Raw genomic sequence first — 15,808 nt, 5'->3', positions numbered from 1 at the left:
TGCTGGGTCGCCCTCCTTGCGGAGGGCGTGGATTGAAATGACTTGGTGTTGATTAAGTTGAGCAGATTTCCTGTCGCCCTCCTTGCGGAGGGCGTGGATTGAAATTTGATGAGCTGGAGGCCGGGCTTTGAGGTGTTGGTCGCCCTCCTTGCGGGGGCGTGGATTGAAATGACAATTACATATCCGACAAAAAATGCCACTAAATATACAGCAATAATCCCAGCAAACGTATCAAATTATATAGCCTATCCGTACAAATATTACAAAACAAATCGGAATTAACGCAAAAAAAGTATAAAAAACCGCTCCGGCGCTGTAACACCGGAGCGGAATAAAATGAAGAATAGGAGGAGGTCGTTATTGTGGATCACCAGGTCATAGCGATCTATTCCCGCAAATCGCGTTATACCGGCGCGGGCGAATCGATTGAAAATCAAGTTGAAATGTGCAAGGAATATGCGCTTCATAAGTTTGGGCACGATTCTGAGTTTATGGTCTATGAGGATGAAGGCTTTTCCGGCAAAAACACCGCCCGGCCAGAGTTTCAGCGGCTGATGCGGGACATGGAGAATGACCGATATAACATCCTTATGTGTTACCGTCTGGATCGTATCAGCCGCAGTGTGTCTGACTTCTCCACCATTCTGGATGATCTGACGGACCGTGGGATCGGCTTTGTTTCCATCCGCGAAAATTTTGACACATCCAGCCCGATGGGGCGCGCCATGATCCACATTGCGTCAGTATTTGCCGAGTTGGAACGCGAGACGATTGCCGAACGCATCAAGGATAACAAGTATCGGCTGTATCGCACCGGACGATGGCAAGGCGGGACGCCGCCGATGGGCTTCACCGCAGTTCGACAAAAATCCGTGGATGAAAACGGCGATAAGCGCAGCCGGTACGTATTGCAACCGGTCGAAAGCGAACTGCCCCTTGTCCGCGAGCTATTTGACCTGTATATCGAATTTGGAAGTCTGCGTGGATTGGAACGATATCTACTTGGCAACCACATTCTCACCCCGGGTGGGAAAGAATTCAGCAAGGCGGTATTGCGGCAAATCCTGACCAATCCGGTATATGCCACCAATGAGCCTTGCGTTCACGACTTTCTGCAATCGCGCGGGGCAAATCTTGCAAATGACCGCCACGAATACGATGGACAGCACGGCCTTATCGGTTACGGTAAGACCTACACCAATGGCACCAAAAACACCACGCGCCGGCGAAGCCGGCCAGAGGATTGGATTGTTGCGGTTTCCCTTCACCCCGGCGTGATCCCCGGCGACAAATGGATAGCGGTTCAATCCAAAATTCAGGAAAACGGAGATAAGTACCCCCGGTGGGATACCAGTAGCGTCGCGTTGCTGGCAAGTCTCATCCGGTGCGGAAAGTGCGGCGCGCCCATGATGGTGAAAGGAAATCGCGTCAACTCCCAGGGCATCAAAACATTCTATTATAAATGCAGCCGGAAAGACCGCAGTGCCGGGGAATTATGCGATATAGCGAACATCAATGGAATTGAGTTCGACCAGAATGTAATCGCCCTGCTGAAGGCGCACTTTTCCGTGGGCGGCGACACCTTCACCAGCATGGAGCAGGCGTATCGCGCCGCCGAAGCAGAGAGGAAGGACTACACCGCGCAAATAAAGGAGTGCAACACCAAGATCAAGCGGAATGAAGAGGATGGAATCGCCCTGGCTTTGCGCCTCGCGCGCAGCAGCTCCGACGAGACCGACGCGCCAATTCAGGCGGCGCTGCGCCAGAACGTTGCGGAAAGCAAGAAACTTAAATTGGAGTTGGAGCAATTAAAACGCAAGCAATACGCCGCAAACAATGAAATTTCCAACATTCAAATCATTCAAGCGGCGACCGCTGAATTCTGCGACACCATCGATCAAAAGGACTTTGATGCGAAGCGCGAACTTCTGAAGCTCGTTATTAAAAAAATCACTTGGCACGGTGACGAATATGTGATTGATCTATTTAACGACTCTATTGCTGGCGGAGGGCCGGGTAGCTCTCCCGATTCTAGTAATTTTAGCTGTGACAGATACATCTGTCACCATGGCTTGTAAGGCTCATCTGCGCAATGCGCGGCCGGTGGTTATCGCGGTATCCACCAACGATGGTCTGGGCGCATCGGCGCGTAACATTGGCCAACTGCTGAACGTTCGCAACCTCTACTTTGTTCCATATCGGCAGGACGACTGCATCAAAAAGCCCACTTCGCTGGTCGCTGACTTCACATTGATTCAGCCGACGTTGGAACATGCATTAAAAAACTTACAGCTCCAACCCATCATTCAATAATAGCAAGAGTCCGGAACCTCGCTGCGGGGTTCCGGACTCTCTCTGTTGGCGGCTTTAAGCAAAAAAACAGGGCAGCATGCTTCACTTGACATGCAGCCCCGCTATTTCATATGCACTTATTGATTGAAACGGTAGCGGCTCTCCAAATACTCGTCGTAGGTGCCCATGCGGTCGATGCAGCCGTGCTCGGTGATCTCGATGATGCGGTTGGCGACCGTCTGGATAAACTGATGGTCGTGCGATGCGAACAGCACGATCCCCTTGAAATCGATCAGGCCGTCGTTGACCGCGGTGATCGATTCGAGATCGAGGTGGTTGGTGGGCTGATCGAGCACCAATACATTGGAGCCGAACATCATCATGCGAGAAAGCATACAGCGGACCTTCTCGCCGCCCGACAGCACCTTAACCGGCTTATTCACATCCTCGCCGGAAAAGAGCATTTTCCCCAGGAACCCGCGCAGGTAGGTCTCGTGGGTATCGCTGGCATACTGCTCCAACCAGTGGATGATCGAGAGGTCGCAATCGTTAAAATAGCTGCTGTTGTCGGCCGGAAAGTAACTCTGAGTGGTGGAGACGCCCCATTTGAAGGTTCCCTCGTCCGGTTCCAGCTCCTCCATCAGAATTTTAAACAGGGTTGTATTGGCGATCTCGTTTTCGCCCACAAACGCGACCTTATCCCCTTTGGCCACACGGAACGAGACGTTATCGAGCACCTTTACCCCATCCACCGTCTTGCTGATTCCTTCAACTGCGAGAATTTCCTTGCCCGGCTCGCGATCCATCGTGAAACCGACATAGGGATATTTGCGGGAAGAGGCAGGCATCTCCTCCACGGTGAGCTTGTCGATCAACTTTTTGCGGCTGGTTGCCTGTTTGGATTTGGATTTGTTGGCCGAAAAACGTTGGATGAACGCTTGCAGCTCCTTGATCTTGTCCTCAGCCTTTTTCTTTTGATCGTTGAGCATCCGCTGCATCAGGATGCTGGACTCATACCAGAAATCGTAATTGCCGACATACATCTTGATTTTGGTGTAGTCGATGTCGACAATGTGGGTGCACACATTGTTCAGGAAGTGGCGGTCATGCGATACCACGATGACGGTGCCCTCGTAATCGAGCAGGAAGTCCTCCAGCCAGGCGATCGATTTGATATCCAGGCCGTTGGTCGGCTCGTCCATCATGATGATATCCGGATTGCCGAACAGGGCGCGCGCCAGCAATACCTTCACCTTTTCCTTCTCTGAGAGGACGGACATCTGCGAATACAGGACGCTATTGTCCATGCCCAGGCCCTGCATCAGCTTGCCCGCATCAGTCTCCGCGTCCCAGCCGCCCAGCTCCGCGAATTCCGCCTCGAGATCGGCTGCGAGATTGCCGTCCTCCTCGGTGAAATCCTCCTTATTGTACAGCGCGTCCTTCTGCTGAAGCACCTCATAGAGGCGCGGATTGCCCTGCAAAATGGTCTCCAGTACTGTGTACTCCTCATACGCATAGTGATCCTGCTTGAGAACCGACATGCGGGTTTTTGGCGAAATAGCAACCTCGCCCTTGGTGGGCTCCAACTCGCCGCTCAATATTTTTAAAAAGGTGGATTTTCCCGCGCCATTGGCGCCAATAACGCCATAGCAGTTGCCCGACTGAAACAGCAGGTTGACGTTGGAAAACAAAGTTTGCCCGTTAAAGGAAAGGGCCAGATCGGTTACAGTAATCATAGTTCCTCCAAATTGCTCGGATTATCTTTTGCCGAAACACACGTTCCAGGCAAACCGCATACTTTATTATTGTAGCATAGATTTCACCTTTTAAAAAGCCCTTTTTCCCGGTTTTGCGAAATCTTAGCAAAACCTGCCTCCGTCGGAGAGTTCAGGTTAAAATATTTTAAGTTTAGAAAAAAATTCCTTGACAAACTCAGTTAGCGATGGTAAACTTATGGGCGTAAAGGGGTTAGCAGTTTCTAACCCCTTCTAAACAGACCAGAGGTTAGCCAAATCTAACCAAAAAAGAAAGGGTGGTTTTCATTATGCCGTTGACTATGGCCCCTTCGGGACAGACCAACACAGTGAAAAAGATCCACGGAAAAGACGCAACCAAACGCTTTTTGGAGAGCCTCGGCTTTGTAGAGGGCGGAGCTGTGACTGTAATTTCGGAGATCGGCGGCAACCTGATCGTCAATGTGAAGGACACGCGCATTGCTCTGAGCAAAGGCATGGCCAATCAAATCATGGTCTAATGCGGTTGGTATACCATCCAAAGGAGGAACAGCGATATGAAAACTCTCAAAACCGCCAAATGCGGCGAAACAGTAGTCGTTCAAAAGCTGGACGGCGAAGGAGCGCTGCGCCGGCGCATCATGGACATGGGCATCACCAAGGGCACGTCAATTTATGTGCGCAAGGTGGCCCCTTTGGGCGACCCTGTTGAGATTACTGTGCGCGGTTATGAGCTGTCGATCCGCAAGGGCGACGCGGAAAACATTCTGGTGGAATGACGCGGAACGCAGGTTGAATCGATGCAAAGCAGCCGCGTTTTTTGCGGTCGATGGTTAGTTTATGCTAACTTTAAACTTCAAAGGCGGATACAACAGCGGGCGGAGGCCCGCAGAGGAGGTAACCGAATATGTCAATCAAAATTGCGCTTGCAGGCAACCCAAACTGCGGCAAGACAACCATGTTCAATGACCTGACCGGTTCCAATCAGTTTGTGGGCAACTGGCCGGGTGTGACGGTGGAAAAAAAGGAAGGCCGGCTCAAAGGCCACAAGGATGTGACCATTACAGATCTTCCGGGCATCTATTCCCTCTCCCCCTATACACTGGAGGAGGTCGTCACGCGCAACTATTTGGTGGGGGAACATCCCGATGTGATTCTCGATCTGGTGGACGGCTCCAACATCGAACGCAACCTCTACCTTACCACCCAGCTCACCGAAATGGGCATCCCGGTGGTGATCGCGCTGAACATGATGGATGTTGTGCGCAAGAACGGCGACCGGATCGACGTGCAAAAGCTGTCGGCCGCGCTGGGCTGCCCGGTTGTGGAAACTGCAGCGGTCAAAGGGGAAGGCTCGATGAAGGCTGCCCAGACCGCGTTGCAGCTGGCCCAATCGGGGCGTCGGACCGAACCGCAGCACACCTTCTGTGATCGCGTCGAACAAGCGTTGACGGAAATTGAGGAAGCCGCATCCGGCAAAATACCCGCAGAAAACCGCCGCTGGTATGCGGTAAAGCTGTTCGAGCGGGATGAAAAGGTTCTGGCCCAGATCGCCCTCTCTCCGGTGGAATCGATGCAAATCGAAAAGGCCATAGCTGCCTGTGAGCAGGAGATGGACGACGACAGTGAATCAATCATCACCAATGAGCGGTACAATTACATCGCCAAGCTGGTCAAAAACTGTGTACATAAAAAGCATTCCGGTCTTTCCACCTCAGATAAAATCGACCAAATTGTCACCAACCGTTGGTTGGCTCTGCCTATTTTTGCGGTGGTGATGTTCTTCGTCTATTATATTTCGGTGACCACCATCGGCGACATCGTCACCGGGTTCACCAACGACACCCTGTTTGGCGAGTGGATCTCCCCCGCTGTGGAAAATTTCCTCGTCAGCATCAACACCGCCGACTGGTTGGTCGGCCTGGTCGTGGAAGGCATCGTAGGGGGCGTCGGCGCGGTGCTGGGCTTTGTCCCCCAGATGCTGGTGCTGTTCCTGCTGTTGTGCATCTTGGAGGATTGCGGCTACATGGCGCGCATCGCCTTCATCATGGACCGCATCTTCCGGCGCTTCGGCCTTTCGGGCAAAAGTTTCATCCCGATGCTGATCGGTTCCGGCTGCGGCGTGCCGGGCATCATGGCCTCGCGCACCATTGAACAGGACCGCGACCGCAAGATGACCATTATGACCACCACCTTCATCCCCTGCGGCGCGAAGATGCCGATTGTGGCGCTGATCGCGGGCGCGCTGTTCGGCGGCGCCTGGTGGGTCGCCCCTTCCGCATATTTTATCGGCGTAGCGGCGGTAATTATCTCCGGCATCATCCTCAAAAAGACCAAAATGTTCGCAGGTGACCCGGCCCCATTTGTGATGGAGCTTCCCGCCTACCATCTGCCCACCGTAGTCAATGTGTTGCGCGGCACCTGGGAGCGCGGTTGGTCGTTCATTAAGAAGGCTGGTACCGTCATCCTGTTGGCATCCATCTTTGTCTGGTTCACATCCAGTTTCGGCTTCGTGGACGGCTCCTTTGGCATGGTTGAAGATATGGACGCCTCCATCCTGGCCGCAATCGGCAGCGCGATCGCTCCGGTCTTTGCGCCCTTGGGCTTTGGCAACTGGCAGTCTACCGTGGCAACCGTGCTCGGACTGGTGGCCAAAGAGGAGGTCGTGGGCGTGTTCGGCACCCTGTATGCGGTGGCGGGCGACGCGCTCGAACTGGTGGAAGCAGGAGACTTCGGCGCGCTGGGCAACATCGCGCAGCACTTCACCGCTCTGTCGGCCTATTCCTTCTTGGTGTTCAATCTTCTGTGCGCCCCCTGCTTCGCGGCGATCGGTGCGATCAAGCGGGAGATGAACAACGCCAAGTGGACCTGGTTCGCCATCGGTTATCAGACAATTTTCGCTTATACCGTTTCTTTGATGATCTATCAATTCGGTCTGCTCTTCTCCGGCCACGGGTTCGGTTTGGGAACCGGCGTCGCAGTGGTGTTCCTGATCTGCTACGTTTGGCTCCTGTTCCGCAAAGGATACAAAGAAGATGGGCACCTGAAGGCGGTCGTTCCGGCCGCAGTCAAAGCGCAATAAAGGAGGCGTTTTTGGATGGGAACCTGGATTATCGGCGGGTTACTCCTGTTGATCACCGGCTTTGCAGCCTGGTCGATCCACAAAAATGTGAAAAATGGCGGATGTGCCGGCGGCTGCGATAGCTGCGGCTGTCACTGCGAACACTGCCATTCCGCGGCCCACACATCGCCGCAGCACCATTCCGCTCCACCCTCCGGCGGAAAATCATAAAGCCATACCTCGCTCGCGTGCGATACCTCCACAATTACCGCGCGCGGACTTTACCAAATACCCGAGGCAAAGAACGCCCGGCGGTCTTATCGATCGCCGGGCGTTCTTGCGTTTATTTTCTGACTGGCAGGGAGACCAGAAAGGTCGTCCCCAGCGTTTCGCTCGATTCCACTGCGATTTTGCCACCGTGGGCATCCACAATCTGTTTGGCGATTGCGAGCCCCAGACCATAGCCACCCCGGCTGCGCACACGCGACTTGTCCGCACGATAAAACCGCTCAAAGATGTGCTGCTGATCTTCAGGAGCGATGGGCGTCCCGGTGTTATTCACCGCCAGCCGGATTTTCTCCTGCTCCACCCACAACCGGACGGTGACGCTGCCGCCCTTGCCCGCATATTTGCAGGCGTTATCCAACAGGATCGCGGCGAGCTGTTTGATCTGCCCCTCACTGCCGGTAAAATCGATGCCCGGGGCGACATCGCTGTTGAGCCTCACCCCCTGTTCGAAGGCGACCGATTCAAACGGCAGGACGCTGCCTAAAACCGCGTCGCTCAGATTGAACGTTCCAGTGAGCCGGGGCACGCCCGAAGCGTCCGACTTGGCTAGAAACAACAGGTCGTCCACCAGTTGCTTCATCCGCATCGCTTCAGCCTGGGTATTCTCGATCCACTTTTCTTGCTGCTGCACCGTATCCCCCGGGTGGGACAACACGATACCCATGTTCGCCAGAATCACCGTCAGCGGGGTTTTGAGCTCATGCGAAGCGTCAGCGACAAACTGCTGCTGCTGCGCCCACGCGCGCTCCACCGGGCGGAGCGCCCAGCGAGCCAGAAACAGGCTGATGAGGAAAAACGCCAATAATGCGCCCGCCCCTGCGGCCAACGAGGTAAGCACCAGGCTCATCATCTGGCTCTGCTCGCCGCCGGTATCTGCAAAGGCAATCTTCGTGCCATTCGGCGTCTGTTCTACCAAAAACCGTGCGCTGTATTCCGCAAGCCGCCCACTGCGCCCCCCATCTGCCAGCGCCATCTCCACCATTTTGTCGAGCGCCTCGTCCGATACGGTGATGTTTTCTTCGCCGTGTACTGTTTGCACCTGATTCTGCCCGTCCAACTCCACGCAGATCACCGGAATGCTGTAATACGCCTGGCGCTTGTCAGGCGAAGCCGCTCCCCCTTCCGCCTGGGGACTCCCGTCAGGCGGCGCCTGACGCGGCGGTTTCTTTCCCATCTCCACCTGCGGCGGTACCTCGCCGTGCCGCAGACTCACCGCCTGTTTCATGGCAGCGAAGCTTTCCCGCTCCAGCCGCTGGCTGTTGGAAAACAAAAACGCGCCGATCACTGCGAACAGGACGATGCTGACCAGCAGCATATTGATCCAGATGAATTTGCGGCGCAGCTGCTTAATCATACCTCCACCGCCTCCAATTTATAACCGACCTTGCGCACGGTTCCAATCGAAACGCGCGAACCCAAAAAGTATAGTTTTTTGCGCAAAAACGAGATATACGCCTCGACGTTGTTGTCCTCCGCATCGGAATCGCTCCCCCAGACCTTGGTAATGATATCCTCCTTCGGGACGATCATCCGAGGATTTGTCAGCAACAGGCGCAGCACCTCGAATTCCTTGTAGCCCAGGGTGACCGATTTGGCCCCGCAGGCGAGTGAGCGCGTCGAAAGGCTCAAGGTCAGGTCCTGAAATGCGAGCTCCTCGAGCACCACATCCCCCTGCCGCCGCGAGAGAGCGCGCACGCGCGCCAGCAGCTCCTCAGGTGCGAACGGCTTGGTCATATAGTCGTCCGCGCCGCAGTCGAGCCCCTTCACCTTGTCAGGGAGTTCGTCCCGCGCTGTCAGCAGCAGCACCGGCGTGGCGTTCTTCTGCGCACGCATCTCACGCACCACATCAAAACCATTCCGCCCGGGGAGCATCACGTCCAGAACCACCACATCGTATTGGCCGCTGAGCGCGTAAGCCAACCCATCGTTGCCGTCATACACCACATCCGCCGCATACCTCTGCTCGAGCATAATCTGGCTGAGCGCTTCCGCCAGCCGCTGCTCGTCCTCCACAATCAATACGCGCATCCTGTCCCCCTCCTCCATTCTATCATAACACAATCCGCCGTGAAGCGGAATTTTCTTTTTCTCTACTGTAGCGAAAAAAGCTGAAATTACTCTGAAATCTTTTTTCAGACTAATTTCAGAAACAGCCTGTATGATAAAACCATCGGAAGGGCGGCGCCCTACAGGCGAACCCGTCAATCCATCTCAACAGAAAGGGAGGTTGTCATATGGCCCAAATTCAATCTGTGTTCGAGCGCTACGAGAAGAAATACCTGCTCGATTGGGCACAGTATCAGGCGCTCTATCCCCTGCTGTGTGACAAAATGCAGCCGGACGATTATGGAAAACACACCATCTGCAACCTGTATTACGACACCGACCAGTTCACACTCATCCGCGCATCGATCGAGAAACCGATCTATAAGGAGAAACTGCGGCTGCGCAGCTATGGCATTCCCCAGGCGGACAGCACCGTTTTTCTGGAGCTGAAGAAGAAGTTCCGCGGTGTGGTCTACAAGCGGCGTGTCCCCCTGACGCTGGAGGAGGCGGGGCGTTACCTCGCCATCGGCCAGCGCCCCTTCCCGAATCAAATTCTCAGCGAGATCGACTGGTTCCGCAGCAGGTATCCGGTGGCTGCCAAGGCGTTTATCGCCTACGACCGCGTGGCCCTGTTCGGCCGGGAGAATCCCTCTCTGCGCGTCACCTTCGACACCGGTATCCGGTGGCGCGGCGATTCACTCGATCTCAATAAGGGCGATTGGGGCGCCCCCATCCTCGACCGCGGCACAACCCTGATGGAAGTCAAGCTCCCCGGCGCGATGCCGCTGTGGATGTGCCGCCTATTTGATTCCCTGGCGCTCTACCCCACGAGCTTTTCCAAGTATGGGGTATGTTATCAGAACCATCTGCAAAAAGTCATGACAGGAGGAATGATCTGTGCTTAATTCTATCTTCGCCAGTGTCACCCAAAACGGCCTCACCCTGCTGAACATGTTGGCCTGTACCGCAACCTCGCTGCTGCTGGGCGTGTGCATCTCCGCCATCTTTATGCACCGCAGCACCTATACCAAGAGCTTTGTCGTCACCTTGGCGCTGCTGCCCGCCATGGTGCAGATCGTCATCATGCTGGTGAACGGCAACCTTGGGGCCGGCGTCGCTGTGGCGGGCGCGTTCAGTCTGGTGCGCTTCCGCTCGGTGCCGGGCAGTGCCCGCGAGATCGGCAGCATTTTCTTCGCCATGGCCATCGGGTTGGCCACCGGCATGGGATATCTGGCCTACGCCACGCTATTTTTGGTTGTGGTCGGCAGCGCGATGCTGGCGCTTTCCGCTTCACGTTTTGGCGCACCGGATCACACCCAGCGCGAACTGAAGGTCACTATCCCTGAAAGCCTGGATTACGACGGAATTTTTGACGACCTGTTTGAAAGATATACCCGTCGCGCGGAGCTCATCCGTGTGAAAACCACCAATATGGGCAGCCTTTACGAGCTCGTCTATCTCGTCGAGCTCAAGGGCGAATCGATCAACAAGGAGTTCCTGGATGAGCTGCGGTGCCGCAACGGCAACCTGAACATCGTGTGCGGCCGCCTCTCCAGTGAACGTGACGAACTGTAAAGGAGGCATTCTTTGATGAAGTATACCGGCAAACTCACCATCGTCCTGCTGGTGCTGGCTCTCTGCGCCCTTCCCCTGTCCGGCTGCGCAGAAAGCGCCCCCAGCTCTGCAGGCAGCCAACCGGCGGAGCTTGTTCAAACAGTCGCTGCTTCCAGCGAAGACAGCGACGACTCCTGGGACCCTTCGGACGCTGTAAAAATCACCCTGAACGGTACTTCAGCGACCGCGGAGGGAACCGGCGTCTCCGTCAGCGGCACAACTGTCACCATCACCCAGGCCGGCACCTATCAGGTCAGCGGCCAGCTCGACGACGGGCAGATCGTGGTGGATGCGGGCAAGGACGACCTGGTACGTCTGGTGCTCAACGGCGCGTCCATCACCTGCTCTCACAGCGCCGGCATCTACGCCAAACAGGCGGGCAAAACCGTCTTGATCCTGGCGGAAGGCACCCAGAACGCTGTCACAGACGGTTCGGAATATCTCTATCCCGACGGAGGCGACGAACCGGACGCCGCGATCTTTGCCAAAGACGATCTGACCATCACCGGCCAAGGGCAATTGGCAGTCACCGGGAATTTTCACAACGGCATCGGCAGCAAGGATAATCTCATCGTAACCGCGGGCAACCTCTCGGTCCAAGCGGTAAACGACGGTTTGCGCGGCAGGGATTCTGTCTCGATTGTCGACGGCAGCTTTGCGATCGAGTCGGGCGGAGACGGCATCAAATCCAACAATGACGAGGATACCTCCAAAGGATGGATCAGGCTGGACGGCGGCACCTATCAGATCACCGCAGGCAATGACGGCATCCAGGCGGAAACCTCCCTGACCGTGACTGGCGGCACCTACACCATCGTGGCCGGCGGGGGCAGCGCCAATGCAGCGGTTCAAGGCGGCGATTTCGGGCAAAATCCCGGCGGTATGGGCGGGCCCAGCGTCCGGCCGGAGGGCGATATGCGGGACGACAGGGGCAGAACTCCCCCGGAATTTGAGGGCGGGCCCGCCGGGGCACAGCAACCTATCCCTACTGCGGTGACCTTTTCAGTAACCGACACAGCGGACGGCTCCAATCAATCGGACAGCTACAAGGGAATCAAGTCCGGTACCGGTATGACCATTTCAGGCGGCAGCTTTTCAATTGATGCGGCGGACGATGCGGTGCACACCAACGGCGACCTGACCGTGGAGGATGGCAACTTCACCATCTCCACCGGCGACGATGGCTTTCACGCGGACGGCGCGCTGGCCATCAACGGCGGCTCCATCCGGATCAATACCTCCTACGAGGGCCTGGAGGGCGCGACCGTCGAGATCAACGGCGGTGATATCCGCCTTACCGCCAGCGATGACGGTATCAACGCAGCGGGCGGCAGCGACGGCAACACCGGCCGCACGGACACCTTCCGCACCGGGAGCGGCAACTATATCCGAATCACCAGCGGCTTTGTCCTGGTGGACGCCTCGGGAGACGGTCTCGATTCCAACGGGGCGCTCTACCTGGACGGCGGTACAGTGCTGATCAACGGCCCGACCAGCGGCGGCAACAGTGCGATCGACTACGACGGCGTCTGCGAAATCACCGGAGGAGTCCTAGCGGCGGCGGGCAGCGCGGACATGGCGCAATCGCCGAGCGACAGCTCCACCCAAAGCAGCCTGATGGTGAACTTCACGCAGGTGCAGGAGGCTGGAACATTGGTCAACCTCTCGGATGCACAAGGCAATACCCTCCTCACTTTCGCCCCGTCTAAGTCGTTCCAGAACATCGTCATCAGCACCCCCGACCTGACGCAGGGTGCGAGCTACCAGCTCTCCACCGGCGGCAGCTGCGACGGGGAGGCCGACGGCGGTTACTATGGGGCCAGCGCCTACTCCGGTGGGACCAAGCTCAGCGACATCACCCTCTCCGCAGCGGTCACCCGTGTGGCGCAGGACGGCACCGCCATGACCGGCAGCATGGGCGGCGGGATGATGGGCGGCGGCCGCGGACAGGGCGGTTTTCCGAATGGGGAACGGCCTGGACGTGGCGCAGCGCCCGGCGATGCCGCAGCTCCTGGCAGGTAACCACTGATCACCAAAAAACATCCGGACGGCCCAGGTGCGCCGTCCGGATGTTTTTGACCGTCTATAAAATCTTTTCAAGCAACAGGCAAACCGCGTGGGCGGCGATACCCTCCTCGCGGCCGGTGAAGCCGAGGCGCTCCTCGGTGGTCGCCTTCACGTTGACCGCGCCCTCTGCAATGCCGCATGCGGCGGCCAGGTTGGCGCGCATCTGCGGGATAAACTCCTTCAACTTGGGGCGCTGAGCGATCACCGTGCAGTCGATGTTGCCCACCGCATAGCCACTTTCCGCCAGCCGGGCGGCCACCGCTTCCAACAGCGCAATACTGTCCGCCCCCTCGTAGGCGGGGTCGGTATCGGGGAACATGCCGCCGATATCGCCCAGCGCCGCCGCGCCCAGCAGCGCGTCCATCACAGCGTGGGTCAGCACATCCGCGTCCGAATGACCCAGCAGCCCGGTTTCGTGCGGAACCGTCACACCGCCCAACACCAGCTTGCGGCCGGGCACCAGCCGGTGCACGTCGTAACCGTGTCCGATTCTCACAGGAAATTCCCCTCCCTCTGCGCCAGCAGCGCCTCCGCAAAGGGGATATCGTCCGGCGTGGTAATCTTGATATTGCTGTCATCCCCCTGCGAGAGGTAGACCTTCTGCCCCGCCGCCTCGACCAGCTGGCAGTCGTCGGTGTAATCGGTTCCCCGATCCAACGCCATCTGCATCGCCCGGCGGTACAGGCCAATTTCAAAAATCTGCGGCGTCTGTGCGCTGTACAGGTTGTCGCGGCTGACCGTCCGTTCCACCATATTCTGCGCGTCCGCCGCCTTGATGGTGTCCTTCACACGGACAGCGAGCAGCGCCGCGCCGTATTCCACCGCGTCGTCGATACAGCCGTCCACCGCATCGGTGAGCACCATCGGCCGCGCACCGTCGTGAACAGCCACATAGGCGCAGCGTTCATCCACACATTGAATCCCACAAAACACCGACTGCTGGCGGCTGTCCCCGCCCTTGACGATGAATTTCACCTTGTCGCAGGCGAACTCGCGCACCTGCCGGTTGAGCTCCGGGATGCTCTCTTTTTTGGTGACGACGATGATCTCATCCACCTTGCGGGACTGCTCGAAGGCGAGGATGCTCCGAATCACCACCGGCACGCCGCCGATATCCAGGAGCTGCTTGTCGATCCCCTCCATGCGGCTGGCATCGCCCGCGGCCACAATCACCGCGGAGACAAACGGCCGCTTTTTCCGCTCGAACATCGCTTTCCTCCCTTCACATGGCCCGGCATTCGATCTTGCTGCTGAGGTTTTCCACCTCGGGCGGAACATCCGGCCGGCTGGTTTCATCGTCCGAGCCGTCGTCCGGAAACATCTCACTGTAATCGGTCGTCTCATCGATATCCTGCATCAAGGCCACCGTGAACTCCATATCCTCGTCCTCGTTGGTCTCGACATTGTAACGGTTGAGCTTGATCGTGACCACCTCGCCCGCCAGCTTGCCCTCGATCGCCGTCTTGACCTCCTCGAAGGTGGTGACCGGTGCGCCGTCGATCTCGGTGATCACATCGCCCTCCAGCACGCCCTTATTGATGAGGTCGCTGCCGCGGCGCAGGGATTCGACATAGAGCCCCATCGGCATCCGATCGCGGCGGGCCATCTCCTCGGTGACCTCATATGCGGTAAAGCCCAGGCAGACGCGGCTGGTGATCTTGCCCTCCCGGATGAGCTCGTCGATGATCGGCTTGGCGGAATTGATCGAGATGGCAAAGCCCAAGCCCTCCGAGCTGACATCGATATATTTGGCCGAGTTGATGCCGATCACCTGACCGAAGCTGTTGATCAGCGCGCCGCCCGAGTTGCCGGGATTGATCGCGGCGTCCACCTGGATGAGGCCGGTGTAGTGGGTGGTGGCCGACGTGAGGGAGCGGTTGACGCCGGAGATGATCCCCTGCGATACCGAACCCGCCAGGTCGATATCCTGCGGAGTACCGATGATGAGAATCTTCTCGCCCAGCTTGACTTCATCCGAATTGCCCAGCTCAGCGGGCACGAGAGTGCGGGGCTCCTCCCCTTCCTCCTGGGTGAGCTGGATCACGGCGAGATCGGTGCGGCGGTCGATTCCAACCAGCGTCGCGGGGAGCTCCTCCTCCTCGCCGTTGAGGATGACCTTGATGTTCCGCGCATATTCCACCACATGCGCATTGGTGATGATATAGCCCTCCTCGTCGATGACGACGCCGCTGCCCAAGCCATGGTAGGTGACGCCCATCAGATTCGCGGTCACCTGGATGGTAACCACGCTGGGGGATGCCTTCTCCACCGCCTGCTCAGTGGTGAACTCTCCGTCTGAGGGCGCGGCCTGCGGCTTGTTGTTGAGCTCCATCCCCGGATAATCCGGGTTGACATTCTGCGGCAGGGAGCTGGGGTCGGTCGCGCTGGGCATTGGCGCGGGCATATTTTGAGATGGCAGCAGGTTGAGGGTGGTCATCACCCCGATCGCTGCAAACGCAGCCAGGCTGAGGCCGACCAACAGCCCGATAACCACCCCGAACACCTGGAACGCGCCGCGCTTTTTGCGTTGGCGGCGCGACGGGTGCGGGACTGATTCAGATGGAGACGGCTGAGGCCTGCCCTGCTGGGACCCCTCCATCCGCTGCTGCGGTACGGCGGGCTCCCGATCGACCGACTGCTCCGGCGAAATCTCTTCAAAGTTGTTTTCTGGCTGTTCTGACATACCGTCTCCCCCTTTGGTTTCCAT

At 57.3% G+C, this 15,808-nt stretch carries 14 protein-coding genes, 1 pseudogene and 1 CRISPR repeat array (1 of these 16 cut by a window edge); of the genes and pseudogenes, 9 read left to right on the top strand and 6 right to left on the bottom strand.

Annotation, left to right across the window (positions count from 1 at the left end):
- Positions 1-105: direct repeats of the CRISPR family, unit length 33 nt; unit sequence GTCGCCCTCCTTGCGGAGGGCGTGGATTGAAAT (it extends 197 nt beyond the left edge of the window).
- A 257-nt stretch (positions 106-362) separates the two neighbouring features.
- A complete protein-coding gene (locus H8711_RS03920) occupies positions 363-2,078 on the top strand; it encodes a recombinase family protein (RefSeq protein WP_249282229.1) in 1,716 nt (571 codons plus the stop codon).
- Positions 2,044-2,313, top strand: a pseudogene (spoVFB, locus tag H8711_RS03915) (dipicolinate synthase subunit B); the annotation flags it as partial. The gene H8711_RS03920 and the pseudogene spoVFB, both read left to right, overlap by 35 nt.
- Before the next feature lie 116 nt (positions 2,314-2,429).
- Here the strand turns inward: spoVFB and H8711_RS03910 are convergent.
- The gene (locus H8711_RS03910) at positions 2,430-4,028 is read right to left on the bottom strand and encodes an ABC-F family ATP-binding cassette domain-containing protein (protein WP_249282228.1); all 1,599 of its coding nucleotides are present in this window, start codon (positions 4,026-4,028) and stop codon (positions 2,430-2,432) included.
- Between the two features lie 308 nt (positions 4,029-4,336).
- On the opposite strand from H8711_RS03910, the gene H8711_RS03905 reads away from it, so the two are divergent.
- The 4 genes from H8711_RS03905 to H8711_RS03890 all read left to right on the top strand — a co-directional run bounded on the left by H8711_RS03905 (position 4,337) and on the right by H8711_RS03890 (position 7,317).
- Positions 4,337-4,546 carry a FeoA family protein gene (locus H8711_RS03905; protein WP_249282227.1) on the top strand — a complete coding sequence of 70 codons (210 nt, stop codon included), beginning with the start codon at positions 4,337-4,339 and terminating at the stop codon, positions 4,544-4,546.
- 36 nt (positions 4,547-4,582) lie between these two features.
- Positions 4,583-4,804, top strand: coding sequence for a FeoA family protein (locus H8711_RS03900; protein WP_249282226.1), 222 nt, complete (start codon positions 4,583-4,585; stop codon positions 4,802-4,804).
- A gap of 128 nt (positions 4,805-4,932) precedes the next feature.
- Positions 4,933-7,107, top strand: a complete 2,175-nt coding sequence (feoB, locus tag H8711_RS03895; RefSeq protein ID WP_249282225.1) for a ferrous iron transport protein B — start codon at positions 4,933-4,935, stop codon at positions 7,105-7,107.
- Positions 7,108-7,122: 15 nt separating this feature from the next.
- Positions 7,123-7,317 carry a FeoB-associated Cys-rich membrane protein gene (locus H8711_RS03890; RefSeq protein WP_249282224.1) on the top strand — a complete coding sequence of 65 codons (195 nt, stop codon included), beginning with the start codon at positions 7,123-7,125 and terminating at the stop codon, positions 7,315-7,317.
- A 112-nt stretch (positions 7,318-7,429) separates the two neighbouring features.
- Here the strand turns inward: H8711_RS03890 and H8711_RS03885 are convergent, their stop codons facing one another.
- Positions 7,430-8,728 carry a sensor histidine kinase gene (locus tag H8711_RS03885; RefSeq protein WP_249282223.1) on the bottom strand — a complete coding sequence of 433 codons (1,299 nt, stop codon included), beginning with the start codon at positions 8,726-8,728 and terminating at the stop codon, positions 7,430-7,432.
- The gene (locus H8711_RS03880; RefSeq protein ID WP_249282222.1) at positions 8,725-9,402 is read right to left on the bottom strand and encodes a response regulator transcription factor; all 678 of its coding nucleotides are present in this window, start codon (positions 9,400-9,402) and stop codon (positions 8,725-8,727) included. Before H8711_RS03880 ends, H8711_RS03885 begins: the two co-directional genes overlap by 4 nt.
- A gap of 206 nt (positions 9,403-9,608) precedes the next feature.
- Between H8711_RS03880 and H8711_RS03875 the strand changes: the two genes are divergently transcribed.
- The 3 genes from H8711_RS03875 to H8711_RS03865 are packed head-to-tail and all read left to right on the top strand — an operon-like array spanning position 9,609 to position 13,056.
- Complete coding sequence (locus H8711_RS03875; RefSeq protein ID WP_249282221.1) at positions 9,609-10,325, top strand: polyphosphate polymerase domain-containing protein; 717 nt, start codon at positions 9,609-9,611, stop codon at positions 10,323-10,325.
- Positions 10,318-10,995 carry a DUF4956 domain-containing protein gene (locus H8711_RS03870; RefSeq protein ID WP_343252367.1) on the top strand — a complete coding sequence of 226 codons (678 nt, stop codon included), beginning with the start codon at positions 10,318-10,320 and terminating at the stop codon, positions 10,993-10,995. Before H8711_RS03875 ends, H8711_RS03870 begins: the two co-directional genes overlap by 8 nt.
- Positions 10,996-11,010: 15 nt before the next feature.
- Positions 11,011-13,056 carry a carbohydrate-binding domain-containing protein gene (locus tag H8711_RS03865; protein ID WP_249282276.1) on the top strand — a complete coding sequence of 682 codons (2,046 nt, stop codon included), beginning with the start codon at positions 11,011-11,013 and terminating at the stop codon, positions 13,054-13,056.
- 61 nt (positions 13,057-13,117) lie between these two features.
- Here the strand turns inward: H8711_RS03865 and ispF are convergent, their stop codons facing one another.
- From ispF to H8711_RS03850, 3 genes are read right to left on the bottom strand one after another with little or no spacing between them, the layout of a single operon-like run.
- A complete protein-coding gene (ispF, locus tag H8711_RS03860; RefSeq protein ID WP_249282220.1) occupies positions 13,118-13,597 on the bottom strand; it encodes a 2-C-methyl-D-erythritol 2,4-cyclodiphosphate synthase in 480 nt (159 codons plus the stop codon).
- On the bottom strand, positions 13,594-14,310 hold the full coding sequence (gene ispD / locus H8711_RS03855) for a 2-C-methyl-D-erythritol 4-phosphate cytidylyltransferase (RefSeq protein WP_249282219.1): 717 nt from the start codon (positions 14,308-14,310) through the stop codon (positions 13,594-13,596). Before ispD ends, ispF begins: the two co-directional genes overlap by 4 nt.
- A 13-nt stretch (positions 14,311-14,323) precedes the next feature.
- A complete protein-coding gene (locus tag H8711_RS03850; protein ID WP_249282218.1) occupies positions 14,324-15,784 on the bottom strand; it encodes a S1C family serine protease in 1,461 nt (486 codons plus the stop codon).
- Between the last annotated feature and the right edge of the window lie 24 nt (positions 15,785-15,808).

Origin of the sequence: Ligaoa zhengdingensis (assembly GCF_014384885.1) — a bacterium.
Lineage (GTDB): Bacteria > Bacillota > Clostridia > Oscillospirales > Ruminococcaceae > Ligaoa > Ligaoa zhengdingensis.
The sequence above is the reverse complement of the archived record's forward strand: the minus strand, read 5'-3'. Positions and strand labels throughout refer to the sequence as shown.